Consider the following 23042-nt stretch of genomic DNA (forward strand, 5'->3'; position numbering starts at 1 on the left):
AGCGCTTTTTGGGGGTGGTAACTCCCGTTGACTTGCGCATACTCAAGCCAGAGTGGGACGAGCCAACGTCCCCGAAATGCTAAGAGAAAAGGCAAAATATAATGGCTGCCGATAAACAGAACCTGCAGGACGCGTTTCTGAACCACGTACGGAAAACGAAAATTCCGGTGACGATCTTTTTGATCAATGGTGTGAAACTGCAGGGGGTTATTACTTGGTTCGATAACTTCTGCGTCCTCTTGCGCCGCGACGGCCAGTCCCAGCTTGTCTACAAGCACGCGATTTCGACGATCATGCCGGGTCAGCCGATTTCGCTTTATGAAGGCGACGACTGAGTTTCCTTTGAGCGAGAGCGTTTCCCACGATAAGGCTCCCACGCGGGCCTATGTGCTGCATCCCGACCTCAAGATCGGGGACGGGATGCGACTGCCCGAACACGGTCTGGCAGAAGCCGTGGCGCTGGCTGCGGCTTTGCCCGACCTCGAGGTTGTGGGCTCGGAGATTGTGCGCCTGCCCAAGCCGCATGCCGGACATCTGTTCGGGACCGGCAAGATGGAGGAGTTGGGCGCCAGGCTTCAGGAGCTGGAGATTGAACTGGTGCTGGTAGACGGGCCGGTGACGCCTGTGCAGCAGCGCAATCTGGAAAAGGAATGGAAGGTTAAACTTCTTGACCGAACCGGTTTGATTCTCGAGATTTTTGCTGATCGGGCGCGAACCCGTGAAGGGGTGCTGCAGGTTGAACTTGCCGCGCTCAGCTATCAACGCACGCGGCTTGTGCGGGCCTGGACACATCTTGAACGCCAACGCGGCGGACTTGGCTTTGTCGGGGGCCCCGGCGAGACGCAGATCGAAGCGGACCGCCGGGCGATTGACGAACAGATGGTCCGTATCCGTCGCCAGCTGGCGAAGGTGGTCAAAACCCGCGAGTTGCATCGGGCGTCGCGGCGCAAGGTGCCGTTTCCGATTGTCGCGCTTGTCGGCTATACCAATGCCGGAAAATCCACGCTGTTCAACAAGGTGACCGGCGCGGATGTGCTGGCCAAGGATATGCTTTTTGCCACGCTTGACCCGACGATGCGGGGGGTGACGCTGCCTTCAGGGCGCAAGGTGATCCTGTCGGATACGGTGGGCTTCATCTCGGAATTGCCGCACCAGTTGGTTGCCGCTTTCCGTGCGACGCTGGAAGAGGTGCTTGAAGCCGATCTGATCTTGCATGTGCGTGACATTTCCCATCCGCAAAGTGACGCGCAAGCGGCTGATGTAGAAGACATTCTCGACAAACTTAAAGTGGATGATGATGTTCCTTTCATCGAGGTCTGGAACAAGCTCGATCTGTTGTCGGAAGAAAATCATGCGGCGACCGCCTTGCAGGCCGAGCGGCGGGATGATGTCTGTGCGATTTCTGCGCTGACGGGGGAAGGCTTCGAGGCGCTCCTGCTTGAAATCGAGCAGCGTCTGGGGGAAGAGCGTCTGAACGAGGAGCTGCATCTGCCCTTTGCCGATGGCCGCCGCCATGCATGGCTTCATGCCGAGAATGTTGTGCGTGACGAGGCGCAGTCGAAAGAAGGCTGGGTCTTGCAGGTCGAGTGGACGGCCTCCCAGAAGGGGCGTTTTAACGCCCTTTGACGCTGTTCTGTGAACGATGGTGATGAATTTCCTCGGCGTAGCAAATGGTTACGCCGAGGTTTTCATATTCCGTGGCATAGTCCTGCGTCGCTTGGCCTCAGGTCTTCTTGAAACGCTTTGATACCTGCGTATTAGCGGCTGGTCTTCATCTATGCTCTTAAGAGGCAGGCACCAGCTTGGTAATGCCTGCCGCTGCCGCGCGCGCCAGTTCCGGGTCAAGGGACATCGGAATATATTCGCCGCGACGCCAGAGTTCGGCCAGATCGTCATAATGGCGCGAGAAGAGATGCCCCGATTGTCCTGTGGCGATGATAAAGACAGAGCTATCGGGATCGGCCAGATCATAGACACCACGATAGCCTGCCGCCTGCACATTGGCGAAGGGGGCGTCGGGCGTGCCGAGGGTCTTGCCGCGCATCAGGGTGAAATCCCCGCCCGAAGATGATTGCCGGATATCTGCGAACCAGCTGATCAGCGGCATGTTCTTCAGAACAGGGTGGTCGTGGCGGGCCTCATGCGCATCGCCCCAGCGCCAGCTCTCGACATTCGGGCCGTATTTCTCTTTCAGCGACAGCAAGGCCGCATCCAGCGAGATCCGCGCGATATCGGTGCAGCTTTCCTGCGCATCGGACTGGATGACATTGCACCAATGGGCCGCCCCTTGGGTATTGCGGAAAACACGTTCGATAAAGAGCGGGTCTAGCGCGGTAAATTTACTGGCCAGCGGCCCCAGTTCGTCGCGGATCAGACGGTTTTGCAGCTCGCGCATCCATGCGGCATAGATCAGCGGCTCCGGCAGATGCTCGGACATTTCGCCATCCCATGCCGCCAGAAGCTCAAGCGCGCGTTGCCGCAGCCGTTCGGGAGTACCATCGGGGGCAGGCGTGCCGGTATACCACAGATCCGCGCCCACCAATGGCAGCAGGTTGCGCGCGGCGGGGCTGACCGTATCCAACTGGGCCGAAATGAAGCTCTCGCGGGAATGCACCTCGCGTTCGCTCAGAAGCTTGCTCAGCCGCTGGATGCGCTGGCTGTCTCCCCAGTCAAAGGTGACATTGTTCGGAAAATTGGCATCGGTTGTTTTATTGTTCGTATTCAGCACGATACCATCGGCAGGATTAACCTCGCGCGGGTTGCTGTCATAGGGCAGGCGTCCCATCCAGCGGTTTTGTGCCAGCCAGCCCGCCGAGGGCATGCGCCCCTCGGTCTGATTGGTCGGATCGCGTTTCGGGATGGCTCCGACAAGCACACGCGCCACCTCTTTCTGATCCGCGAGAATCAGATTTTGCGCCGGAGTGATATAGTCGCGGCCGGCCTCGATTGCAGCGGTGACATCCTTGGCCTCCATCAGCTTCATCGCCGCGCTCATGGTGGTATCATGCGGGTCGAGTGCCGTCCAATCGACAGAAATCACCGATCCGGGCGGCGTGATCGTGCCCAGATCGAAATGCGTCCCCGGCAGGACCGGTCCGTTTTCGGTGCTGCGCAGGGTCAGGGTCAGCGGCTGTGCATCCTTGACCTTGAGAATGGTGCGCTTGGTGATGAATTTCTGCCAGCCATCGGGGGTGCGATAGGTTTCGCGGTCCTTGGGATTGATCTGTTCGACATGCAGATCCATGTCATCGACATAGGCGGCGGTCACGCCCCAGGCCATATGTTCGTTACGGCCCGTGATCACCAGCGGAATGCCGGGGATAGTACCGCCAATAACGCCGCCCGAAGACAGTTGCAGCCGCGCCAGATACCAAAGGGCAGGGGCGGTCAGCCCGAGTTGCGGGTCATTGGCCAGAAGCGCCCCGCCTGCGGCAGATCGGTCAGGCGCTGCCGCCCAACCGTTCGAGCCTGCCTCAAGGCCTGCGGCGGGAAAGGGCGAAAGCGGCTCGGGCGCGCTTTCCTGCTGTAAGGCGCGCGGCACATCGGGGAAGAGGTCGTGATAGGCGGGCAGGGTATCTGTCACGCTCCCCGGCATATCGGGCAGCAGATCGCGCACCCAAGACGGGTCCAGCAGCGACACACGGGCCCGCAGCACTTCGCGGCTGAACTGGTTGTTCTGTTCGACAGCCATCAGCTTCAGGATTGCGAGAGAATCCGCAGGTGTCCAATAGGATATTGAATTATCGAACAAAAAGAACTCTGGCGCGCCACGCCCCTTGGCCCCTTTATTGACCTGTGCGATCCATTGGTTCACGCCTGCCGAATAGGCTTCAAGGGCGGCTTTGGTCTGCGGGTCCTGCGCATCGACCGAGGCCAGAGCCGCGTCGTAGAGGCCCAGCCTGCGCATCAGCTCGTCGGTTTTGACCGTGCTTTGCCCGAAGACTTCCGAAAGCCGCCCCTGAACGGTGCGGCGCAGCATGACCATTTGCCATAGCCGGTCTTGCGCATGGGCGAGACCGAGGCCGAAAAAGACGTCCGGATCGTTCTTGCCGAAGATATGGGGGACATCCTCTGTCGAGCGCACGATCTCGACCGGTGCGGAAATGCCTGAGACGCGATAGGTTGCATTGTAATCAGGCAGGGAGCGCGAGGCAAAATACCACACGCCGATTGCGCCAAGCACCACCAATGCGATTGCGACTGCGGTCAATCGCACCATCCAGCGGAAGAGTTTGTACATGCGCGCTCCGGGTAGGTCTGCAAAAGTTGAGCCGGATGTGACCAGCAGGGGTTGCGGCTTAGTAAGTCAGGTATGACAAAGGATCAACGCGCGTTTGCGCGAGTTTGCCGATCGGATGAGGGAGTTTGCCGATGACAAAAATCGCATTTCTGGGGCTTGGCGTAATGGGCTATCCGATGGCGGCCCATCTGAAGGCCGCAGGCCATGACGTCACGGTGTATAACCGCACTACTTCTAAAGCCGAAAAATGGGTTGCTGACCACGGCGGTGCGCTTGGAAAAACGCCTGCCGAAGCGGTTCGGGACGCGGATATGGTGATGACCTGCGTCGGGAATGATGATGATCTGCGCATGGTCTGTGCCGGTGCCGATGGCGCATTTTCCGCCATGAAGAGCGGCGCCATTCTGGTGGACCATACGACCGTGTCTGCGATGGTCACGCGCGAATTGGCGGCTTTGGCTGACGGAAAAGGTCTGGGCTTTGTCGATGCGCCGATTTCAGGCGGTCAGGCGGGTGCGGAAAATGGCGCGCTGTCCATCATGTGCGGTGGGACCCAAGCCCATTATGATGCGGTCGAGCCCGTGTTGGCGGCCTATGGCAAGATCTGCCGCCGTCTGGGCGAAAGCGGTGCCGGGCAATTATGTAAATCGGCCAACCAGATCGCGATTGCGGGCGTGGTGCAAGGCCTGTCCGAGGCGCTTCTTTTTGCGGAAAAGGCAGGTTTGTCGATTGCGGATGTCGTCGAGGTGATCAGTCAGGGCGCGGCCGGTAGCTGGCAGATGTCCAACCGGTCAGAGACAATGGCCAAGGGGGAATATGCGTTCGGATTTGCCGTAGACTGGATGCGGAAAGACCTTGGTATCTGCCTGACCACAGCGGATGAAATCAAGGCACCATTGCCGCTGACAGCTTTGGTGGACCAGTTTTACAAGGATGTCCAAGCCTTGGGTGGTGGCCGTTGGGATACATCCTCGCTTATCGCGCGGTTGCGTAAATTGTCGGAAAATGCGGGCTGACTGTTCCGAAATCTCCCATCGGCATCACGATGTCGGCGGGAGATATGAAAATGCATATCTTACAATGAGTAATGTGGCTTATTTGATTTGCTATATAAAATGCGAATAATCAGGATTATGTAAAATATTTGGTTCTATCTCATATCATTCAGGACAGTTTTCCGATTGTTTGCTGGACCTGAGCCACGCAACCCACTAAAGCATCGGTAATTCCCTTTAAATCGCAGGACACTGAGCCATGAGCTTTGACCGCAGCATCAAAATTGCCCCCTCGATCCTTTCGGCGGATTTCGCGGATTTCGGTCGTGAAATTCAGGCCATTGAGGCGCAAGGCGCCGATTGGGTCCATGTCGATGTTATGGACGGCCATTTCGTTCCGAACCTGACCTTCGGGCCGCCGCTGTGCAAGGCGATCCGCCCGCATATCAAGACGGTCATGGATGTCCATCTGATGATCTCGCCAGTGGATCAGTATATCGATGCCTATGCCGAGGCTGGTGCCGATGTCATCACCGCGCATCTTGAAGCCGGTCCGCATATCCACCGCACGCTGCAAGCGATCCGTGGCGCAGGCTGCAAAGCCGGTCTGGCGCTGAACCCCGGTACCGGTATCGAGCAGATCGACTATCTTCTCGACCAGCTCGACCTGATCTGCGTCATGACCGTAAATCCCGGTTTTGGCGGTCAGAAATTCATCCATAGCCAGATCGACAAGGTCCGCAAGCTGCGTGCCATGATCGGAGACCGTCCGATCCATATCGAGATTGATGGTGGGATCACGCCCGAGACCGCGCCGCTGATGGCGGCAGCCGGTGCCGATGTTCTGGTGGCCGGGTCTGCCGTGTTCAAAGGCGGTTCGGTGACAAATCCCGATGTCTACGGGCGCAATATCACGGCGATCCGCACGGCGGCCGAAGCGGCACGTGTGAAAGAATGACCGCGATCGCCGCAGCAGCTCCGCCGCTTTCCGTTATATTCGATCTTGATGGAACGCTGGTTGAAAGCGCTGCGGCGATCCAGCTTGCCCTGAATCAGGCGCTTGCGGCGCAGCACCTGCCCGAACTTCCGGTTGCGACCGTGCGCGGGTTCATCGGGCATGGGGTGCCGCATCTGATGAACTGCGTCGCGGATCATCTTGAAATACCTCGAAGTTCATCCAAACTCTCGCAGCTTTTTCATGCGTTTTCGGCCCAATACGAGGTCCAGCGCGAGGGGAATACGCTCTTTGAGGGCGCACGTTCGGCGCTGCAGGCGCTACGCCTTCAGGGTGTGGCGCTCGGCCTTTGCACGAACAAACCGATGCAGCCTGCGAAGACTGTCTTGCAGCATCTTAATATTGAAGAGTTTTTTGACTATATTATTGCGGGTGACAGCTTGTCTGTCCGCAAACCCGATCCGCAGATGCTGTTGGTCGCCAGGGCCGCGTTATCTGCCGAGCATTGCCTTTATGTCGGGGATTCCGAGGTGGATGCCGAGACGGCCCATGCGGCGGGCGTGCCGTTCTTGCTGTTCACACGCGGTTATCGCAAAAGCACGATCGACAGCCTTGCTCCTTGGGCGAGTTTCGATGACTTCGCGCAGTTTCCTGACTATGTCGCGAAGTTTCTGCGCGAAATCCCCGAGGCTTGAACAGATCGCTCTTGCGGCCACCCTGCCCTATGGGCTCTATAAACTCCGAATACTGCCGGTTTTCCGGAAAGGAGCATGTTATGGATATTCGCCCGCTTTCATCTGAATTTGCCGTCTCACCGCAGATTTCTCTGGAGGATGTCTCGACGCTGGCCGAACAGGGTTTCCGCTCGCTCATCATCAATCGCCCCGATGAGGAGAATCCGCCCGAACTCGCGCATGAGCATTTTGTGAAAGCGGCTGCGGAGAATGGTATGACTGCGCATTACCTGCCGTTCTATCCGGGGGAAATGACGCTTGAACTGGTGCAGGCGTTCGAAGCCTGTCTGAACGACGCCGAGAAGCCCTGTTTCGCCTATTGCCGCTCTGGCACGCGCAGCTCGCATCTGTGGGCGATGGCACAGGCGGGCCGCATGGACATTGCCGAGATCGTGTCGGCGGCGGCCTCTGCGGGCTATGACCATCGTCCGCTTATTACAACTTTGGCATCATATGCGGAACAAAAGGCCTGATCATTCCGTGTATTCGGATATTTCCTTCAAAGGTCAACGCGTGTTGAGGTATTGATATTTTTAGCAGTTGCAGACTACTCCTTGCGAGAAAGAGTGGTGACTTGCGTATGCTGGAATATATCGAAACTCTCCTGAGTTTGACCTCGGTCGAAGAGATCTGGGCGCATCACTGCCGGTTTATGGACGATTACGGGTTTGATCGCCTGCTTTATGGTTACACTCGCTTTCAGACCCAGCCGAATCTGCTGGATCTGGATGAGACCATCGTTCTGTCCAATCACGAAAAATGCTACATAAAGGCGCTGCTGGACGGTCGCCTTTATGCCGATGCCCCGATGATCCAATGGGCCTGGGAGAACGAGGGCTGGGAAAGCTGGGGACTGGTTGCCCAGAAGCTCCAGTCGGGGACTCTGGATGCCGCCTCTTTGAAGGTGCTCGAACTCAATCGCCGCTATGACATTCTGGCCGGTATCTCGATCGGCTTTCCGCAATCGAATACGCGGGCGCGCGGTGGCATTGGCCTCTGCGCGCGCAAGGGGCTGTCGCAGACCGAGGTGGACCAGATCTGGTGCGAACATCAGCGGACGCTTCTTGTGGCCTGCCAGCTGATGCATATGCGCCTGTCCAGCCTGCCCTATATCCCCCCGAAACGCCATCTCTCGCCCCGCCAGCGCGAAGTGCTGGAATGGATCGCAGATGGCAAAACCGCGCAGGATGTGGCCTGTCTGATGGGGCTTACCGTCACCACGGTCGAGAAACATCTGCGGCTGGCCCGCGAATCCCTGAATGTCGAGACAACGGCACAGGCTGTTTTGAAAGCCGCCGTCATGAACCAGATCTTCCAGCCGCAACACGGGGCAATCGCTGCGGGCGCAGATCTTAAAAATCATCCAAGAGTTTAACACCGTATCTTCTATTTTCTTGATCGATGAGCAAGGTATGGTTTTCCTTACTTCTCAAGCAGGATGAATTTACGTTAGATTAAATCTGTTCCGTGAGTGGTGGCTTTGGCCAGGAACATGGGGATCTTGAGGCGTGCGAGCATTCATCCGCGTTGTCTCGAGGTCTTGCCGGGGTACCGGTTTCGGGTCTGACATACGCATTTTCGTATGTCAGGCCTTTTGGTTTTGGTCCCCTAGCGCCTGTTCTTTGCATCCGGCCCCTCAGGGAACCCGCCTGCCCTATGCGCGTCTCCTAGCTTGAAATCCTGCTGTGCCTGTCAGGCGTCCATAAAAAAACGAGCGCCCCGCAGGACGCTCGTTTCAAATCGTTCAGATCGAAGAGATCAGTTGCCAGCGGCAGTCTTTGCGACTTCTGCTGCGAAATCTTCTTCTTTCTTCTCGATGCCTTCACCGACTTCGACGCGGGCGAATGCAACGATTTCAACACCTGCGTCTTTGGCGGCTTGGCCAACGGTCACATCGGGGTTGATAACGAAAGCTTGGTTCACGAGGGTGATCTCTTGCAGGAACTTCTGCATACGACCCACGATCATCTTCTCGATCACGGCTTCGGGCTTGCCCGATTCACGTGCGATATCGATCTGAACCTGCTTCTCTTTCTCGACGATTGCCGGATCCAGATCCGCTTCCGACAGCGACGCCGGATTGGTTGCTGCGATATGCATCGCGATTTGCTTACCGATGGTTTCGTTGTCGCCTTTCAGCGCAACCAGAACACCGATTTTGCCCATGCCTTCAGCTGCGGCATTGTGGACGTAGGAGACAACGGTCTCGCCTTCCACTTTCACCATGCGGCGCAGGGTCAGGTTCTCGCCGATTTTCGCGATTGCGTCGGTGAGGACTTCCGAAACCGGCTTGCCGTCAACGGGAGCGTTTGCCAGCTCTTCGGTGCTGTCAACGGTCAGTGCAGCTGCCGAGATTTTCGCAACGATCGCTTGGAATTCGGCGTTCTTACCAACAAAGTCGGTTTCCGAGTTCACTTCGACAGCCACACCTTTGCCACCGTTCACAGCCACGGCCACCAGGCCTTCTGCTGCAACGCGGCCCGATTTCTTGGCGGCTTTTGCAAGACCTTTGGTGCGCAGCCAGTCAACCGCGGCTTCCATGTCGCCATCGGTTTCGGTCAGCGCTTTTTTCGCGTCCATCATGCCTGCGCCGGTGCTTTCGCGCAGTTCTTTCACCATTGCTGCGGTGATCGCCATGCTCGGATCTCCTGTCAAATATAATTGGGAGGGGTCATAGCCCCCTCCCGTGTCATTGGGATGACGGTGAAGCGATTACGCTTCTTCTGCCTCGACGGCTTCTTCAACCGGTGCGTCTTCCAGAGCGCCAAGGTCAACGCCTGCAGCGCCCATCTGAGCGGTCATACCGTCAAGTGCTGCGCGTGCTGCCAGATCGCAATAGAGCGAGATGGCGCGTGCGGCGTCGTCGTTGCCCGGGATCACGTAGTCAACGCCTTTGGGCGAGCAGTTGGTATCGACAACAGCCACAACCGGGATACCCAGTTTGTTGGCTTCTGCGATGGCCAGATCTTCTTTCTTGACGTCGATGACGAACAGCAGGTCCGGCAGGCCCCCCATTTCGGCGATACCACCGAGCGACGCGGTCAGCTTCTCGTGGTCACGCTCCATGCCGAGGCGCTCTTTCTTGGTCAGGCCTTCTGCGCCTGCTTCAAGCTTCTCGGTGATGGTTTTCATGCGCGAGATCGACTGGGAAACGGTTTTCCAGTTGGTCAGCGTACCACCGAGCCAGCGGTGGTTCATGTAGTATTGTGCGGATTTCTCTGCGGCTTCTGCGATCGGCTTGGCAGCCTGACGCTTGGTACCGACGAAGAGAACGCGGCCGCCTTTTGCAACGGTGTCACGCACGACTTGCAGAGCCTTATCCAGCATCGGGACGGTCTGGGTCAGGTCGAGGATGTGGATGCCGTTACGGTCGCCGTAGATGTATTGTTGCATCTGCGGGTTCCAGCGTTGCGTCTGGTGACCGAAGTGAACGCCAGCTTCAAGCAGCTGACGCATGGTGAAATCGGGAAGCGCCATGGTCTTTTCCTTTTCCGGTTTGCGCCTGGGCGAAGGTTTTGAGAACCACCGTGCTAGGTGGCCCCAACCGGTGGACCTTCGAGGATGTCTCCCCCGAGAGGCCCGCCTTCGCCTGTGAAGTGCGCGCCTGTTACCGTGGTTTTTCCAGCGTGACAAGCGAAATATGCCATGAACGGGCATGGAAACGACTTTAGGGCGCAGATTTCAGCGCAAACCCAGCTCGTAGCCACGCGCCACGGCCTCCGGCAGGGTCTTGGCCCCCAGTTTGCGCCGCAATCCGGTCATATGCAGATCGATGGTTGCCAGCGAGATCGACAGCTCGAACGCGATCTGGTCGCGGCGCATCCCGTCGGCAATCATATGGAATATCTGCAATTCCCGCTTGCTCAGCAATGTCGAGAAGGCAGGCTCCGGTGTCATATTGGCCGCCCAGAAATAGACCAGCGCCGTATTTTTAAGCCCCTTATGCGCAAAGATATGGCAGGTGATCCGCCCCAGCTTGCTGTCGCTCACATCCAGCCGCACAGGCACCAGCGATTGCGACAGGATCACCTCATCCAGCGCCCGTAAGACCGGCGCATCGGCGCAGAACTGGCCGTTGCATTCTGCAAAGCTGTCCGAGGCGTTCAGCAATTCTGTCGCGGCCTCGGTCTGGCTGGAAATTCTGCCATCACCGCCGACCAGAAGATAGGCACCCTCGAAGGGGCGGCGCTGGGGGCGTTCATATGCGGGCGGTGTAAAGGCAGGCGCAAGCGGTTCGGGCGTCTGGAGGAAAGGGTCTTGTGGCTTGGGACGTCTCATAAACGTGCCTCGGCTCCCGAATTGTCTAACATCAACATCGCCGGTCCGTGATAATGTTCACGGCCGATTTTACCTGACTTGTCCCACCATTTTCCAGTTTACGCAGCGTTTACCGCAGATCGCAACCTATAAGAATTCCTAGGTTGCGGTGCAGTATCACATCACCTCAACTTCCCGTTACCTAAGGGCGTGACGATGTTGCGCAGGCATATCAAAGGAAGAATTTCATGCGTATTCAACTTTCCGGCTTTGCACTTTTGGCCTGTACGGCGCTGGTTGCCTGTGGTGGCAGCAGCAGCGGCGGTGGCAGCAACGGCACGGGTGGCGGTGCCCGCCTGAGCGCGTCCGAGGCGGCGACGGTGATGACGCAATATGACGAGGCTATTGCCGCCGTGGAGAACGGCGATGCCACCGTGGCCACCGATGCCTCGGGCGCTGTGTCCATGTCGGGCTATATGGGCTTCAGCATCGAGGAAGAGGAGGACGAGATTGATGCGCTCGGCAAGCTGAGCATGGATGTCGATTTCGACAATGGCACCGTCAGCGGCACGGCGGATAATTTCGCGCTCTTCGATACGTCCGATGAAGCCAATCCGGTGAAAGTCAGCAATGTTTCCGGCGCGTTGACGGTGGATGGCACCGTGACCTCCGCTGCTATTGACGCAAGTGCGACGGGGCATCTGTCGGATGGCGATGGTGGGGCCGATTTCGACCTGACGATGACCGGGAATGTCTACGAGCAGGACGATGCGTTGATGGCGCTTGGCGATGTCGAGGGCACGTTCACCACCGATGAGGGCGTGACCGAAACCACGGGCGGTGGTTTTGTGGCTTATGAAGACTGACTTTATCACTTATGATAACTGATAGGATGCGCCAGCATTGGCGCATCTTTTTACGTTTTGAAATCGGATATCCCACGTGCTGTCTTTTGCCCGCTCTGTTCTGATGCGTTTTGTTTGGTTCTTCCTGTTTGTGGGGCTTTGCACCCTGCCCCTGCGCGCCGAGCAGACGCGGACGATTGCACAGTGGATGGCGCTGGCCGCGCAGCTGGAGATGTCGGGGCAGCCGCTCAAGGCGTTGAAAGTCTATGGCGAGATTGCCGCGCAGCGCCCCGATTACCGGCCTGCGGCCACCGCGATTGACAGGGTTCTGGCGCAGATGGGCAGGCCGCAGCGGGCCGAGGCCGTTCTGCGCTATGTGCTGCGGCATGAAACGCGCAACCGTCCCGCCTATCTTGCGGCGCTTCGGCAGCTCGATCGCGCGCATCCGTTCCGATTTTCCGGATCGTTTGGTCTGCTGCCCTCGACCAATATCGCGCGCAGTTCCTCGCAGACCTATCTGGTGACCGATTACGGCACCTTTCTGATCGAGAATGGCGGTGATGAAAAAACCGGCATCGGCGCGGAGTTTTCGGTCAGTGGCGACTGGATCTTCCACCCTGCGCCCGGCCACAGGCTGCGTCTGTCCTCTGTGCTTTCGGGCGAGTGGTATGCGCAGCGCGATCTGCGCTATCTCCAGCCGTCGGTGACGCTGGCCTATGAAAACCTCCTCACACCGGATGACTGGGGGGTAAGTGCCTATGGCCGGTATCGGGCCTATGACGGGCTGGCGGATCAGAAGACTTCGGATTATCGCGCCTATGGGGTTGTGGCCCGCAAGCGCTGGTGGCTGGACGCCGCGTCGGTGCCGCAAGCCAGCCTCAGCGGATCACTCCTGGCGGAATATCGGGATTATCTTGATAAACAAGGCTATGACGGGCGTTTTTACCAAGCTGCTGGAAGTTTCTCACATCAGGCGGGGGCGTCCCAGCTAAGTTACGGGCTGCGGCTCGGGCGCTCGGATGTGCGGCTGGACTATCATCGGTATCGCGCGCTGGGTCTTTCGGCGGGGATCGTCCGTCCGCTGGGGCGCAAGGTGACGGCGGGGGCCACGCTGCGCTATGACTGGCGCCGCTACGATGCCGATTTCCCGCTATTGGGCGAGGTGCGTCATGACGAGACGGCCGAGCTTTCGGTCTTTGCCAGCTTCCGCCAGATCCGCATTGGCAACAGTGTTCCGAAGCTGCGCTGCAGCTACACCAATAACCGCTCGAATGTCGCGCTTTACCGGTATGACAGTTTCGATTGCGGGCTGGATCTTGATTTGACCTTCTGATCAGGTTTCTCTTGCGCCGTGTTCTGCCGCGCGGCAAGGAGGGCTTATGACAGAGATGCGTGACATAGTATGTATCGGCTCGGTGCTGTGGGACATTATCGGCCGGACGCCCGCTCCGATGCGGTTCGGGGCGGATATGCCCGGACGGATCACCCGCTTGCCGGGGGGCGTTGCAATGAATATCGCGATGACCCTGACGCGCTTCGGTATGCGCCCTATCCTGCTATCCGCCGTCGGGCGCGACAGTCAGGGGGTGGAGCTTCTGGCGCAGGCCGGGCGGCTGGGGATCGATGCGGGCCATGTCTACCGTTCGGCTGACCTGCCGACGGATCGCTATATGGCGATAGAATGCGCGACGGGCCTTGTGGCCGCGCTTGCCGATGCGCATTCGCTGGAGGCCGCGGGCGACAAGATCCTGCAGCCGCTGGCGGATGGCCGTCTGGGCTCTGCCGACGCGCCTTGGCACGGGCCTGTGGCGCTGGACGGAAATCTGACGACCGACCTTCTGGCACAGATCGCCCGATCCCCGCTTTTCGCGCGCGCCGATTTGCGCGTGGCCCCGGCCAGCCCTGGCAAGGCCGAGCGGCTTTTGCCATTGCTCGCCCATCCCCGCGTCACGTTTTATGTCAATCTCGAAGAGGCGAGCATTCTGTGCCAGAGCCAGTTCGGCTCGGCGCGCGAGGCCGCCGAGGGGCTGGCCCGTCGTGGTGCGCGGCGCGCCTTGGTGACCGATGGCGGGCGCGATGCGGCCGATATGTCGGCAGGGGGCGTCCTGACCGCCTGCCCGCCCGAGGTTCTGGTTTCCCGCGTGACTGGCGCGGGCGACACGTTCATGGCTGCCCATCTGGTGGCCGAATATGCTGGTTGCCCGCGCGAAGAGGCTTTGTCGCGCGCCCTTCTGGCTGCTGCCCGTTATGTTTCCGGAGATATTGCGACATGACCGATCTACTTGTCTTCACCCCCGAGGTCTCTGCCGCGCTCGCGGCAGGACAGCCCGTCGTGGCGCTGGAATCCACCATCATCACCCACGGTATGCCCTATCCGCAAAATATCGAGACAGCGCGCCGTGTCGAGGCCGCGATCCGTGCCGAAGGGGCCGTGCCCGCAACGATTGCCCTGATGCGGGGCCGTATCCATATCGGTTTGAGCGATCCGCAACTCAAGGAACTGGCACAGGCCGAAGGGGTGATGAAGGTCTCGCGGGCCGATCTGGCGGTCTGTTTGTCGCGCGGGGCCTATGGGGCCACCACGGTGGCGGCCACCATGATCTGTGCGCAGCGGGCGGGTATCTCGGTTTTTGCGACGGGCGGGATCGGGGGCGTGCATCGCGGTGCCGGAGAAAGCTTCGATATCTCCGCCGATCTGGCAGAGCTGGGCCAGACCGCCGTAACCGTGGTCTGTGCTGGTGCCAAAGCCATTCTGGATCTGCCGAAGACCTTCGAGGTGCTGGAAACCGATGGTGTGCCGGTCTTCGCTTATGGGCAGGATACCCTGCCCGCCTTCTGGTCGCGCGATTCAGGGCTTGCGGCACCGTTGCGGGCGGATCACCCTGCCGAGATTGCGAAAGCGGCGCTGATGCGGGCAGCGTTGGGTCTGCCGGGGGGGCAGCTTGTGGCCAATCCGGTGCCGCCCGAGGCAGAGATCCCGCGCGAGGTCATCCTACCGGTGATCGAACAGGCTCTGGCCGAGGCGGACGCGCGCAATATCAAGGCCAAAGCGGTCACACCCTTCCTGTTGCAACGCATCTTCGAGTTGACCGAGGGGCGTTCACTTGCCGCCAATATCGCGCTGGTTCTGAACAATGCGCGACTGGCGGCGCAAATTGCGAAAGAAATCGTCACTTTGCGCTAAGCAAATGTTGCTAAAGCGGTAGGGCTCTCCCATCTAGGGCGGGTTGCCCCCGGCAGGCGGGGGATTCGTGATTGCAGGACATGGTATGACCCTTCCCCCGACCGACCAGAAACCCAAGCCCCGCCGGCGCTTCGCCGCGATCAGGGCGTCTTTCCTGACCGGTCTTGTGGTCATTGCCCCTATCGGCCTGACAGCATGGCTGATCTGGACGGTGGCAGGATGGGTTGATGGCTGGGTGCTGCCGCTGGTGCCGCACGAGCTGCGCCCCGAACATTATATCGGGGTCAATCTGCGCGGGATCGGGGTGCTGATCTTCCTGATCTTCACGCTGGTTGTCGGCTGGCTGGCCAAAGGGTTCTTCGGGCGCGCGCTGATCCGTTCGGGGGAGGCGATTGTAGACCGCACCCCCGTCGTGCGCTCCGTCTATTCCGGTATCAAGCAGATTGCGGAAACGGTTTTCAGCCAAGGCGAAGAAAAATTCGACCGCGCCTGTATCATCGAATATCCGCGCCCCGGTATCAAGGCGATGGCGTTCGTTTCCTCCACCGCCAAGGGCGAGGTCGCGCGGCTGGCCGATACCCCCGAAGATCCGCTGATTTCGGTCTTCATGCCGACCACACCGAACCCGACCTCGGGATTTCTGATGTTTGTGCCGCGTTCGCAGATCACCTATCTCGACATGTCGATCGAAGATGCTGCCAAGCTGATCATCTCTGCCGGATTGGTCTATCCCACGGAAAAAGACGCGCCCAAACCGCGTTGAGCCGCGTTTTCGCAAGGGTTAGCCGAAAAGCTCCGCCAGATTGACCGAAGGCTCCTTACCGATTTTGTCGGCATGCTGGTCCAGAAACCGGTCTGCCGCCTGCTGACCGGCCGTTTTCAGCCGCCCCAGCGTGCCATAGCTGGGAGAGACCTTGGAACTTTGGCTGAGCGACACCATCGTGTCGTCATCGGCAATCAGATGGATCAGCACGTCTTTCATCGCGCGTTCGGGCAGGTGCTTCTCGGCGATGACCCGACGGGCGAAATTGATCGCGCGCAATTCCCGCAGCAGCGAGGTGTTGAACGAGATTTCCGTGATCCGCTCCTCGATCTGCTGCGGCGTGGTCGGGATGCCCTCGCGCGCCAGTGGATTGATATTCACGATCATGATGTCGCGCGGGAATTGCGGCTCGAAAAGCGGAAACAGTGCCGGATTGCCGGTGTAACCGCCATCCCAATAGGCTTCGCGCCGTCCGGTCACGGGATCGTCGATTTCGACCGCGCGAAACAGGTTGGGCAGGCAGGCCGATGCCAGCAGCGCATCGGGCGTGACCTCATCGCCCGAAAAAATACGGATCTTGCCATTGCGCACATTGGTGGCCGACACAAAAAATGCCGGTCCTTCCTTGGCGCAGACATTCTCGAATTCCAGATCCTGAACCACCCGAGCGAGCGGGTTGATGTAGAACGGGCCGGAATCATAGGGAGAAAGCAGCCTCAGCCAGTTTTCGATATAGAAGGCAGGGGTGAACAGGTCGAACCAGCGCGTCACCGTGTCCGGATAGGGAAACAGTGCCGAGACCCAGCGATCCGTGCGGAAATCATTGCCTTCGGCCACCTGCGACCACAGCCAGTTCAGCGCCTCGCGGGCGGCCTCGCGCCCTTTCGTGCCGCTTGCCTGCGCCAGTCCGGATTTCAGCGCGGCACCGTTCAGCGCGCCCGCAGAGGTGCCGGAGATGGCGGCGATCTCGATCCAGTCCTCATCAAGGAGGCGGTCCAGAACGCCCCATGTGAAGGCCCCATGTGCGCCGCCGCCCTGAAGCGCGAGATTGATCCTTTTGGTGTCCATCCGTGATACTCCCGCAGCCGTTTCAAACCGCTTTGAATTACAAATCCATCATGGTGTAGCCGCAATCGGGCGACCAATCGTGCCCGTCGGAACGGTGCCGGTAAAATCGGAAGGGGGCCTGCGCCCCCTTCGGTAGCGATCTTACAAGGCGGTCCAGCCACCATCGACCGAAATCGTGGTGCCTGTGATCTGTTCCGCTGCGTCCGAACAAAGAAATACCGCCGTGCCGCCGATCTGTTCGACGGTGGCAAACTGTTTCGAAGGCTGACGGTCCAGAATGATCTTCTCCACCGCCTCTTCTTCGGTCATGTTGTATTTCTTGGCCGTATCGGGGATCTGCGCCTCGACCAGAGGCGTGTGCACATAGCCCGGGCAGATCGCATTGGCGGTGATCGGCTCTTTCGCGGTTTCCAGGGCCACAACCTTCGTCATGCCCACCACGCCATGTTTGGCGGAGACATAGGCCGATTTGTAGGGCGAGGCGGTCAGGCCATGGGCCGAGGCGATATTGACCACCCGTCCCCAGCCTGCCTTGCGCATCATCGGCAGTGCGACAGCCGTGGTGTGGAACGCCGAGCTGAGCATGATGGCAATAATGGTGTCCCATTTATCGACGGGAAATTCGTCGATCGGGGCCACATGCTGGATACCGGCATTATTGACCAGAATATCGCAGGTGCCAGCCTGCTCGATCAGACCACGCGCCTCGGCCCCTTTGGAAAGGTCGCCTTTGATATAGCGCGCCTCGACGCCGAATTCCTGTGCAATGCTCTTCGCCAGTTCATGATCTTCGGGACGGTCCGTGAAAGAGTTCAGAACAACATTCGCCCCCGCGCGGGCCAGTTCGCGGGCGACGCCCAATCCGATTCCCGAATTAGATCCGGTAATAACTGCAGTTTTTCCGTTTAGGCTCATGAGGTCCTCCTTTGGATTATGCCTGCGATCATCATCCTAGGGCCGAATCTGGCAAGGTCCAATCACGTGAAAAATCGCTTATTCACGCAGCCGTGCGGTTTTTTCGCTTGCGTTCACGAATCGCATCAAGCAAAAGCGCCCTATTATCTGAAACCGCTTCGTCGAGGTGCCGCCGGATCTTTCCGGGCTGGTGCCTTTCTGATTTGGACCTAAAAAACCTGCGCGTTCAAAACGTTAATGGATGCAACTGCAGCGGGAAACTGGCTAAGAACTGCCGTTAGAACCAAAAAAAACGCCCGCACAAGGCGGGCGCTAAGTCATGAGGCAGGTTTCATACAGGCAAGAAACCTATCGAGCAGTGAGTTTGTTATAGGCCGAACTGCGCGTAGTTTCAAAGGGAAAATTGCGTAAGCCCTAATGCTCCGTTAGATTTCCTTCAAATACCACGAGCAGAAACGGGATCATCGCGATGCAACGAACCGCCTTTAGACGCATGCTTATAGGTGCCATGCTTGCAGCAAGTCCTTTATTGATTGGCTCAAAAGGCTTTGCGGCACCGCAGCATGCTCTGGCGATGACCGGTGCGCCTGCCCTGCCCGACGGGTTTGACCACCTGCCTTATGCAAATCCCGACGCGCCCAAGGGCGGAGCGCTGAAACTGGGCGAAGTCGGCACGTTTGATTCTCTTAATCCGTGGATTCTGCTTGGCCGGCCTGCGACGGGAATCAGTCAATATGTGACCGAGTCGCTGATGGCGCGCTCGATCGACGAACCCTTCACCCTTTACGGTCTTCTGGCGGAAAGCGTCGATACCGATGCGGCGCGCAGCTATGTCGAATACACGCTCCGTCCCGAAGCGCATTTTTCCGACGGCAAGCCGGTGACCGTCGAGGATGTGATCTGGTCCTACAAGACGCTTGGCGAACACGGGCATCCGCGCTACCGCAACGCCTGGGCCAAGGTGAAAGACATCCGCCAGACCGGTCCGCGCTCCGTGCGTATCACCTTCAACGCCCCCGACCGCGAGCTGGCCTTGCTGATGGGGATGCGCCCTATTCTGGAAAAAGCGCAATGGGCGGGCAAGGATTTCGAGGCCACCACCGACATGGTTCCGGTCGGTTCTGGCCCTTATGTGGTGGATCAGGTTTCCAACGGGCGGTTCATCAGCTTCAAGCGCGATCCCGACTGGTGGGGCAAGGATGTGAATTTCAATCACGGCCTTTGGAATTTCGACACGATCCGCCATGAATATTTCAAGGATGGCAATGTGATATTCGAAGCTTTTAAAGCTGGGGATGTCGATGCATGGCGCGAGATGAGCGATGCGCGCTGGCAGAATAACTACAATTTTGCCGCCGCCCAATCCGGCGAGATCGTCAAGGACGAGATCCCGCATGCCCGTCCTTCGGGAATTGACGGTCTGGTGATGAATACCCGCAACCCCTTGTTCAAGGACTGGCGGGTTCGCGAGGCGCTGACCGAGGTTTTCAATTTCGAATTCATCAACAAGACTCTCAACAATGGCGCCGAACCCCGCGTTACATCGTTCTTTTCCAACTCTGAGCTAGGCATGCAGCCCGGCCCTGCCAGCGGCAAGGTCAAGGCTCTGCTGGCCCCCTTTGCCGACCAGCTTGCCCCGGGCACGCTGGAGGGCACGCCCCTGCCCGTCTCGGATGGTCGGGAGATGAATCGAAAGAACACGCGCAAGGCGTTGAAACTTCTGGAAGACGCAGGCTGGACTGTGGCGCGTGACGGGGTGCTGCGCAATGCGTCGGGCCAGCCGTTCCAGTTCGAGATCCTGCTGCGTCAGGGTGGCGGCTATGGCAGCGGCCCCTATGATCCGCAATCGGTGGTCGATATCTATGTGCAGGCGCTTGAACGGATCGGCGTAAAGGCCCGCGTGACCACGATCGACGATGCGCAATATGTCCAGCGCGCGCGCAACTACCAGTTCGATATGACATGGTACTGGCGCGCCCTCTCGCTGAGCCCGGGCAACGAGCAGATGCTCTATTGGGGCTCTGCAGGTGTAGCGCAGCCGGGAAGCTGGAACTACATGGGCATGGCAAGCCCCGCCGCCGAAGCGATGATCCGCCATATGCTGGCAGCCACTGATCACGATGATTACGTGGCCGCAGTGCGGGCCTTGGACAGGATCCTGACCCAAGGGCGCTATGTGATCCCCGCATGGTATTCCAAAAGCACGAGGCTTGCACATAAATCCAGCCTTCATTATCCCGAAACCTTGCCGGTCTATGGTGACTGGCCGGGCTTCATGCCCGACACTTGGTGGTATGAGGCAGACAAATGAAAAAGCTCGTTTTGCTTGGCCTTCTGATGGTGTCGCTGAGCGCGTGCAACACGATTGCAGGCGTCGGGGATGACGTGTCCGATGGCGCGCGCACCGTGCAGGGCTGGATGAACTGAACGCGTCTGAGGCGGGCCTTGCGGGCCCTGCTATATGCCGCATTGGAAGAAGGGCCGATGTGCAAGCAACGGCCCTTTTGTTTTGTGCGTTTTCCGGTTCTTGGACCGGAGGCTGCCCGTCTTTTCCGTGCTTTGCCCCCTTGCCTGCGGGGGTGGCAGATAGTTGGGAACAAATGGCGATGGGCGGGCTTTCTCTCCACAGGATGACGATGCCCCGTCACGAGGGGCTGCTACTCAGGAGGACGCCATGAAATGGAGCCATGTCGAGCAGAACTGGACCGCGTTTTACGAGGCGATCACTGATCGCTGGCCCGATTTGACCGAGGATGACCTCGCAGAGATCGATGGCGACCGGCGCGCTTTCATCAAGGCTGTGTGCGACGCCACCGGCGATGAGGCCGAAGATGTTGCTGAAGAGTTGCGCGAATGGCTGGCGGGCGAGCTGCCCTCGGATGTGGTGATGGACCCGACCCATGATGACCACTCGATCCGCAATTCCGCAAAATATGTCGGCGATGGCGAAGACGAATATGACGAGGATGAAAACTTCGGCGATGACGAGGAGGAAGATGGTGCCGCGTGAGCTTGCGTCTTGACGCCAGAGGTCGGGCCTGAAACACAGACGTTCTGAACGTCTTGCCCCCTCTGGAGAAAGCCCATGATCGCGCTTGATATCTTTGCCGACCCGGTCTGCCCCTTCTGCCTGATCGGCTATGAACGGTTGCGCCGCGCGCTCGCAGAGCGGCCCGGCCATCCTTTCCAACTGGCATGGCACCCCTTCCAGCTCAACCCCTCCATGCCCCGCGAGGGCATGGCGCGCGCGGATTACCTGCAGGCCAAATTCGGGCAGGACGGAGCGGTGAAGATGCACCAGCAGCTTCTGGAGATCGCCGCCTCCGACGCCCTGCCGCTTGACCCGCTGAAAGTGCTGCGCCAGCCAAACACGCTGGATGCGCTGCGTCTTGTCTATTGGGCCGGTCTGGAAGAGAAAGCGACCGCTGTGATGGAGGGCGTGATGGCGGCGCATTGGTATGAGGGGCGCGATATCGGCGATCCGCGCGAACTGGTGCGCATTGCGCAGGCGGCGGGGCTTGATGGCACGATGATTGGCCGCCTTCTGGCCAGCGATGCCGATTGCGACACGATTGCCAGCCGTGATGCCCATGCCCGCGAGCGCGGCATCACCGCTGTGCCGACCTTCATCGTGGCCAACACCCATGCCATCACCGGCGCCCAGCCGAAAGAGCTGTGGCTGAAAGTGATCGACGAGCTGTCTGGCGCGCCTTCGGATGCCATTCTGAACTGAGGCTTTCAGGCGCTGCACATCTGATATTGCCGGTTGTGCTTTTTTGCGCGTCCTAAAAGGTGGACGCGCTAAGGCTGCTTATTATAGTCAGGCTCAAACATTCCTTCTTCGAGATATACATGACCCATATGGACCATAGCCTCGAGCAGACGGCTAGGACGTTGTCGCTGCGCGAGTTCACCGTCATGCTGGCGTCTCTGATCGCCACAGTCGCGTTTTCGATTGACGCCATGCTTCCGGCCTTGAGCGATATCGCCGCAGCCCTCACCCCCGAGGATGTGAACAAGGCCCAGCTGATCCTGACCTCCTTCGTCTTCGGGATGGGGGCCGGAACCTTTTTTGTCGGCCCGATTTCCGATGCGATTGGGCGCCGTGTCACAATCGCGCTTGGGATCGTCATCTATATGACCGGTGCCATTATCGCGATCTCTGCCAATTCGCTCGAGGCGCTGCTTGTCGCCCGTTTCATTCAGGGGTTCGGGGCCTCCAGCCCGCGTCTGGTGCCGATGGCACTGGTGCGTGATCTCTATCGCGGGCGGGAAATGGCGCAGGTGACTTCGATCATCATGATGATCTTCATTATCGTGCCGGCGCTCGCGCCTTCGATCGGGGCGGCCATCATCGCCTTTTCCGACTGGCGTGGCATCTTCTATGTCTTCTGTCTGTTCGGGACGATCGGCGTGACATGGCTGTTCCTGCGTCAGCCCGAAACCCTCCCGCCCGAGCGCCGTCGTCCCCTGCGGCTGGGCGCGCTTGTGGCCGGTGCCAGCGAAGTGCTGCGCGACCGGCAGGTCTGCCTTTACATTGTCATCATGACCCTTGGCTTTTCTCAGATGTTCGCAGCCGTCAGTTCGGCGGAACAGCTTTATAAAGCCTATGGCGTCACCGATCATTTCCCGCGGTGGTTCGCGCTTGGGGCGTTGATGGCGGGCAGTTTCTCTTTCCTCAATTCGCGCCTTGTCGTGCGGCTGGGGATGCGCCGGATCGTGTCGGTGGCGTATCGCACGCAGGTGGTGATTTCGCTGGTCATGCTGGCTTTGCAGATTGCGGGTATGCCGCAAAGCGGCTGGGGCTTTGCGGTGTTCTTCCTTTACTTCACCTCGGTCTTTGCAATGGCGGGGGTCACCTTTGGCAATCTCAACGCTCTGGCGATGCAGAATGTGGGGCATCTGGCGGGAATGGCGGCCTCGGTGATCACCGCGCTGTCGACCGTGGGATCGGTGATGATTGCGGCGCCTATCGGGCTGGCCTTCAACGGCACCGTCCTGCCGCTGGTGATCGCGACCTTTGTCTGCTCGGGGCTGGCCATGCTGCTGATGACACGCACGCAGGGTGAAGGATGAAGCGTAAAGG

23 protein-coding genes are annotated in these 23042 nt (G+C 59.1%); 17 read left to right on the top strand and 6 right to left on the bottom strand.

The genetic code is table 11. The annotated features are described in order from the left end of the window. The first annotated feature begins 101 nt into the window (after positions 1-101). Positions 102-335: an RNA chaperone Hfq gene (gene hfq / locus AC2ISB_RS05325; protein ID WP_339107276.1), complete on the top strand. Its 234-nt coding sequence runs from the start codon at positions 102-104 to the stop codon at positions 333-335. An 85-nt stretch (positions 336-420) separates the two neighbouring features. After that, positions 421-1626: a GTPase HflX gene (gene hflX, locus AC2ISB_RS05330; protein ID WP_406721657.1), complete on the top strand. Its 1206-nt coding sequence runs from the start codon at positions 421-423 to the stop codon at positions 1624-1626. A 157-nt stretch (positions 1627-1783) separates the two neighbouring features. Here hflX and AC2ISB_RS05335 read toward each other — a convergent pair whose 3' ends face one another. After that, a complete protein-coding gene (locus AC2ISB_RS05335; RefSeq protein WP_406720747.1) occupies positions 1784-4240 on the bottom strand; it encodes a penicillin acylase family protein in 2457 nt (818 codons plus the stop codon). A 131-nt stretch (positions 4241-4371) separates the two neighbouring features. Between AC2ISB_RS05335 and AC2ISB_RS05340 the strand changes: the two genes are divergently transcribed. The 5 genes from AC2ISB_RS05340 (at position 4372) to AC2ISB_RS05360 (ending at position 8299) form a co-directional block, all read left to right on the top strand. Beyond that, positions 4372-5256 (top strand): NAD(P)-dependent oxidoreductase, encoded by an 885-nt coding sequence (locus tag AC2ISB_RS05340; RefSeq protein WP_406720748.1) that lies wholly within the window; start codon positions 4372-4374, stop codon positions 5254-5256. Positions 5257-5494: 238 nt separating this feature from the next. Continuing rightward, positions 5495-6193 (top strand): ribulose-phosphate 3-epimerase, encoded by a 699-nt coding sequence (gene rpe, locus AC2ISB_RS05345; protein WP_339107279.1) that lies wholly within the window; start codon positions 5495-5497, stop codon positions 6191-6193. Then, on the top strand, positions 6190-6885 hold the full coding sequence (gene gph, locus AC2ISB_RS05350) for a phosphoglycolate phosphatase (protein ID WP_339107280.1): 696 nt from the start codon (positions 6190-6192) through the stop codon (positions 6883-6885). The genes rpe and gph overlap by 4 nt, the downstream gene beginning before the upstream one ends. 80 nt (positions 6886-6965) lie before the next feature. Next, the gene (locus AC2ISB_RS05355; RefSeq protein WP_339107281.1) at positions 6966-7397 is read left to right on the top strand and encodes a protein tyrosine phosphatase family protein; all 432 of its coding nucleotides are present in this window, start codon (positions 6966-6968) and stop codon (positions 7395-7397) included. 107 nt (positions 7398-7504) lie between these two features. Beyond that, positions 7505-8299, top strand: coding sequence for a helix-turn-helix transcriptional regulator (locus tag AC2ISB_RS05360; protein WP_339109507.1), 795 nt, complete (start codon positions 7505-7507; stop codon positions 8297-8299). Positions 8300-8682: 383 nt separating this feature from the next. Here the strand turns inward: AC2ISB_RS05360 and tsf are convergent, their stop codons facing one another. The 3 genes from tsf to AC2ISB_RS05375 form a co-directional block, all read right to left on the bottom strand. After that, positions 8683-9561, bottom strand: coding sequence for a translation elongation factor Ts (gene tsf / locus AC2ISB_RS05365; protein ID WP_339107282.1), 879 nt, complete (start codon positions 9559-9561; stop codon positions 8683-8685). Positions 9562-9636: 75 nt separating this feature from the next. Next, the gene (rpsB, locus tag AC2ISB_RS05370; protein ID WP_339107283.1) at positions 9637-10401 is read right to left on the bottom strand and encodes a 30S ribosomal protein S2; all 765 of its coding nucleotides are present in this window, start codon (positions 10399-10401) and stop codon (positions 9637-9639) included. 204 nt (positions 10402-10605) lie between these two features. After that, the gene (locus AC2ISB_RS05375) at positions 10606-11202 is read right to left on the bottom strand and encodes a helix-turn-helix transcriptional regulator (protein ID WP_406720750.1); all 597 of its coding nucleotides are present in this window, start codon (positions 11200-11202) and stop codon (positions 10606-10608) included. A gap of 227 nt (positions 11203-11429) precedes the next feature. On the opposite strand from AC2ISB_RS05375, the gene AC2ISB_RS05380 reads away from it, so the two are divergent. The 5 genes from AC2ISB_RS05380 to AC2ISB_RS05400 all read left to right on the top strand — a co-directional run bounded on the left by AC2ISB_RS05380 (position 11430) and on the right by AC2ISB_RS05400 (position 15973). Further along, positions 11430-12047, top strand: coding sequence for a hypothetical protein (locus AC2ISB_RS05380; protein ID WP_406736568.1), 618 nt, complete (start codon positions 11430-11432; stop codon positions 12045-12047). A gap of 76 nt (positions 12048-12123) precedes the next feature. After that, positions 12124-13359, top strand: a complete 1236-nt coding sequence (locus tag AC2ISB_RS05385; RefSeq protein WP_486576447.1) for a surface lipoprotein assembly modifier — start codon at positions 12124-12126, stop codon at positions 13357-13359. 46 nt (positions 13360-13405) lie between these two features. Next, a complete protein-coding gene (locus AC2ISB_RS05390) occupies positions 13406-14299 on the top strand; it encodes a PfkB family carbohydrate kinase (protein ID WP_339107287.1) in 894 nt (297 codons plus the stop codon). After that, the gene (locus AC2ISB_RS05395; RefSeq protein ID WP_486576449.1) at positions 14296-15210 is read left to right on the top strand and encodes a pseudouridine-5'-phosphate glycosidase; all 915 of its coding nucleotides are present in this window, start codon (positions 14296-14298) and stop codon (positions 15208-15210) included. The genes AC2ISB_RS05390 and AC2ISB_RS05395 overlap by 4 nt, the downstream gene beginning before the upstream one ends. 85 nt (positions 15211-15295) lie before the next feature. Beyond that, positions 15296-15973, top strand: coding sequence for a DUF502 domain-containing protein (locus AC2ISB_RS05400; RefSeq protein ID WP_339107289.1), 678 nt, complete (start codon positions 15296-15298; stop codon positions 15971-15973). Positions 15974-15991: 18 nt separating this feature from the next. Here AC2ISB_RS05400 and AC2ISB_RS05405 read toward each other — a convergent pair whose 3' ends face one another. Then, complete coding sequence (locus AC2ISB_RS05405) at positions 15992-17041, bottom strand: patatin-like phospholipase family protein (protein WP_486576451.1); 1050 nt, start codon at positions 17039-17041, stop codon at positions 15992-15994. 141 nt (positions 17042-17182) lie between these two features. Further along, a complete protein-coding gene (locus AC2ISB_RS05410) occupies positions 17183-17956 on the bottom strand; it encodes a 3-hydroxybutyrate dehydrogenase (RefSeq protein WP_339107291.1) in 774 nt (257 codons plus the stop codon). Between the two features lie 469 nt (positions 17957-18425). Between AC2ISB_RS05410 and AC2ISB_RS05415 the strand changes: the two genes are divergently transcribed. The 5 genes from AC2ISB_RS05415 (at position 18426) to AC2ISB_RS05435 (ending at position 23032) form a co-directional block, all read left to right on the top strand. Then, positions 18426-20267 carry an extracellular solute-binding protein gene (locus AC2ISB_RS05415; protein ID WP_486576453.1) on the top strand — a complete coding sequence of 614 codons (1842 nt, stop codon included), beginning with the start codon at positions 18426-18428 and terminating at the stop codon, positions 20265-20267. Beyond that, a complete protein-coding gene (locus AC2ISB_RS05420) occupies positions 20264-20383 on the top strand; it encodes an entericidin (RefSeq protein WP_339107293.1) in 120 nt (39 codons plus the stop codon). The genes AC2ISB_RS05415 and AC2ISB_RS05420 overlap by 4 nt, the downstream gene beginning before the upstream one ends. A 247-nt stretch (positions 20384-20630) precedes the next feature. Beyond that, positions 20631-20966, top strand: coding sequence for a CsbD family protein (locus AC2ISB_RS05425; RefSeq protein WP_486576456.1), 336 nt, complete (start codon positions 20631-20633; stop codon positions 20964-20966). A 75-nt stretch (positions 20967-21041) separates the two neighbouring features. Then, on the top strand, positions 21042-21689 hold the full coding sequence (locus AC2ISB_RS05430; RefSeq protein ID WP_406736563.1) for a DsbA family oxidoreductase: 648 nt from the start codon (positions 21042-21044) through the stop codon (positions 21687-21689). A gap of 119 nt (positions 21690-21808) precedes the next feature. Then, positions 21809-23032, top strand: a complete 1224-nt coding sequence (locus tag AC2ISB_RS05435; RefSeq protein ID WP_339107296.1) for a multidrug effflux MFS transporter — start codon at positions 21809-21811, stop codon at positions 23030-23032. Positions 23033-23042 lie beyond the last annotated feature (10 nt).

The organism is Thioclava sp. NS-SX20 (genome assembly GCF_057380695.1).

What these genes read in the sequence shown, in the direction of transcription:
- hfq (WP_339107276.1), top strand. Translation starts at nt 102, where the DNA reads ATGGCTGCCGATAAACAGAACCTGCAGGACGCGTTTCTGAACCACGTA.
- hflX (WP_406721657.1), top strand. Translation starts at nt 421, where the DNA reads ATGCGACTGCCCGAACACGGTCTGGCAGAAGCCGTGGCGCTGGCTGCG.
- AC2ISB_RS05335 (WP_406720747.1), bottom strand. Translation starts at nt 4,240, where the DNA reads ATGTACAAACTCTTCCGCTGGATGGTGCGATTGACCGCAGTCGCAATC.
- AC2ISB_RS05340 (WP_406720748.1), top strand. Translation starts at nt 4,372, where the DNA reads ATGACAAAAATCGCATTTCTGGGGCTTGGCGTAATGGGCTATCCGATG.
- rpe (WP_339107279.1), top strand. Translation starts at nt 5,495, where the DNA reads ATGAGCTTTGACCGCAGCATCAAAATTGCCCCCTCGATCCTTTCGGCG.
- gph (WP_339107280.1), top strand. Translation starts at nt 6,190, where the DNA reads ATGACCGCGATCGCCGCAGCAGCTCCGCCGCTTTCCGTTATATTCGAT.
- AC2ISB_RS05355 (WP_339107281.1), top strand. Translation starts at nt 6,966, where the DNA reads ATGGATATTCGCCCGCTTTCATCTGAATTTGCCGTCTCACCGCAGATT.
- AC2ISB_RS05360 (WP_339109507.1), top strand. Translation starts at nt 7,505, where the DNA reads ATGCTGGAATATATCGAAACTCTCCTGAGTTTGACCTCGGTCGAAGAG.
- tsf (WP_339107282.1), bottom strand. Translation starts at nt 9,561, where the DNA reads ATGGCGATCACCGCAGCAATGGTGAAAGAACTGCGCGAAAGCACCGGC.
- rpsB (WP_339107283.1), bottom strand. Translation starts at nt 10,401, where the DNA reads ATGGCGCTTCCCGATTTCACCATGCGTCAGCTGCTTGAAGCTGGCGTT.
- AC2ISB_RS05375 (WP_406720750.1), bottom strand. Translation starts at nt 11,202, where the DNA reads ATGAGACGTCCCAAGCCACAAGACCCTTTCCTCCAGACGCCCGAACCG.
- AC2ISB_RS05380 (WP_406736568.1), top strand. Translation starts at nt 11,430, where the DNA reads ATGCGTATTCAACTTTCCGGCTTTGCACTTTTGGCCTGTACGGCGCTG.
- AC2ISB_RS05390 (WP_339107287.1), top strand. Translation starts at nt 13,406, where the DNA reads ATGACAGAGATGCGTGACATAGTATGTATCGGCTCGGTGCTGTGGGAC.
- AC2ISB_RS05395 (WP_486576449.1), top strand. Translation starts at nt 14,296, where the DNA reads ATGACCGATCTACTTGTCTTCACCCCCGAGGTCTCTGCCGCGCTCGCG.
- AC2ISB_RS05400 (WP_339107289.1), top strand. Translation starts at nt 15,296, where the DNA reads ATGACCCTTCCCCCGACCGACCAGAAACCCAAGCCCCGCCGGCGCTTC.
- AC2ISB_RS05405 (WP_486576451.1), bottom strand. Translation starts at nt 17,041, where the DNA reads ATGGACACCAAAAGGATCAATCTCGCGCTTCAGGGCGGCGGCGCACAT.
- AC2ISB_RS05410 (WP_339107291.1), bottom strand. Translation starts at nt 17,956, where the DNA reads ATGAGCCTAAACGGAAAAACTGCAGTTATTACCGGATCTAATTCGGGA.
- AC2ISB_RS05415 (WP_486576453.1), top strand. Translation starts at nt 18,426, where the DNA reads ATGCAACGAACCGCCTTTAGACGCATGCTTATAGGTGCCATGCTTGCA.
- AC2ISB_RS05420 (WP_339107293.1), top strand. Translation starts at nt 20,264, where the DNA reads ATGAAAAAGCTCGTTTTGCTTGGCCTTCTGATGGTGTCGCTGAGCGCG.
- AC2ISB_RS05425 (WP_486576456.1), top strand. Translation starts at nt 20,631, where the DNA reads ATGAAATGGAGCCATGTCGAGCAGAACTGGACCGCGTTTTACGAGGCG.
- AC2ISB_RS05430 (WP_406736563.1), top strand. Translation starts at nt 21,042, where the DNA reads ATGATCGCGCTTGATATCTTTGCCGACCCGGTCTGCCCCTTCTGCCTG.
- AC2ISB_RS05435 (WP_339107296.1), top strand. Translation starts at nt 21,809, where the DNA reads ATGACCCATATGGACCATAGCCTCGAGCAGACGGCTAGGACGTTGTCG.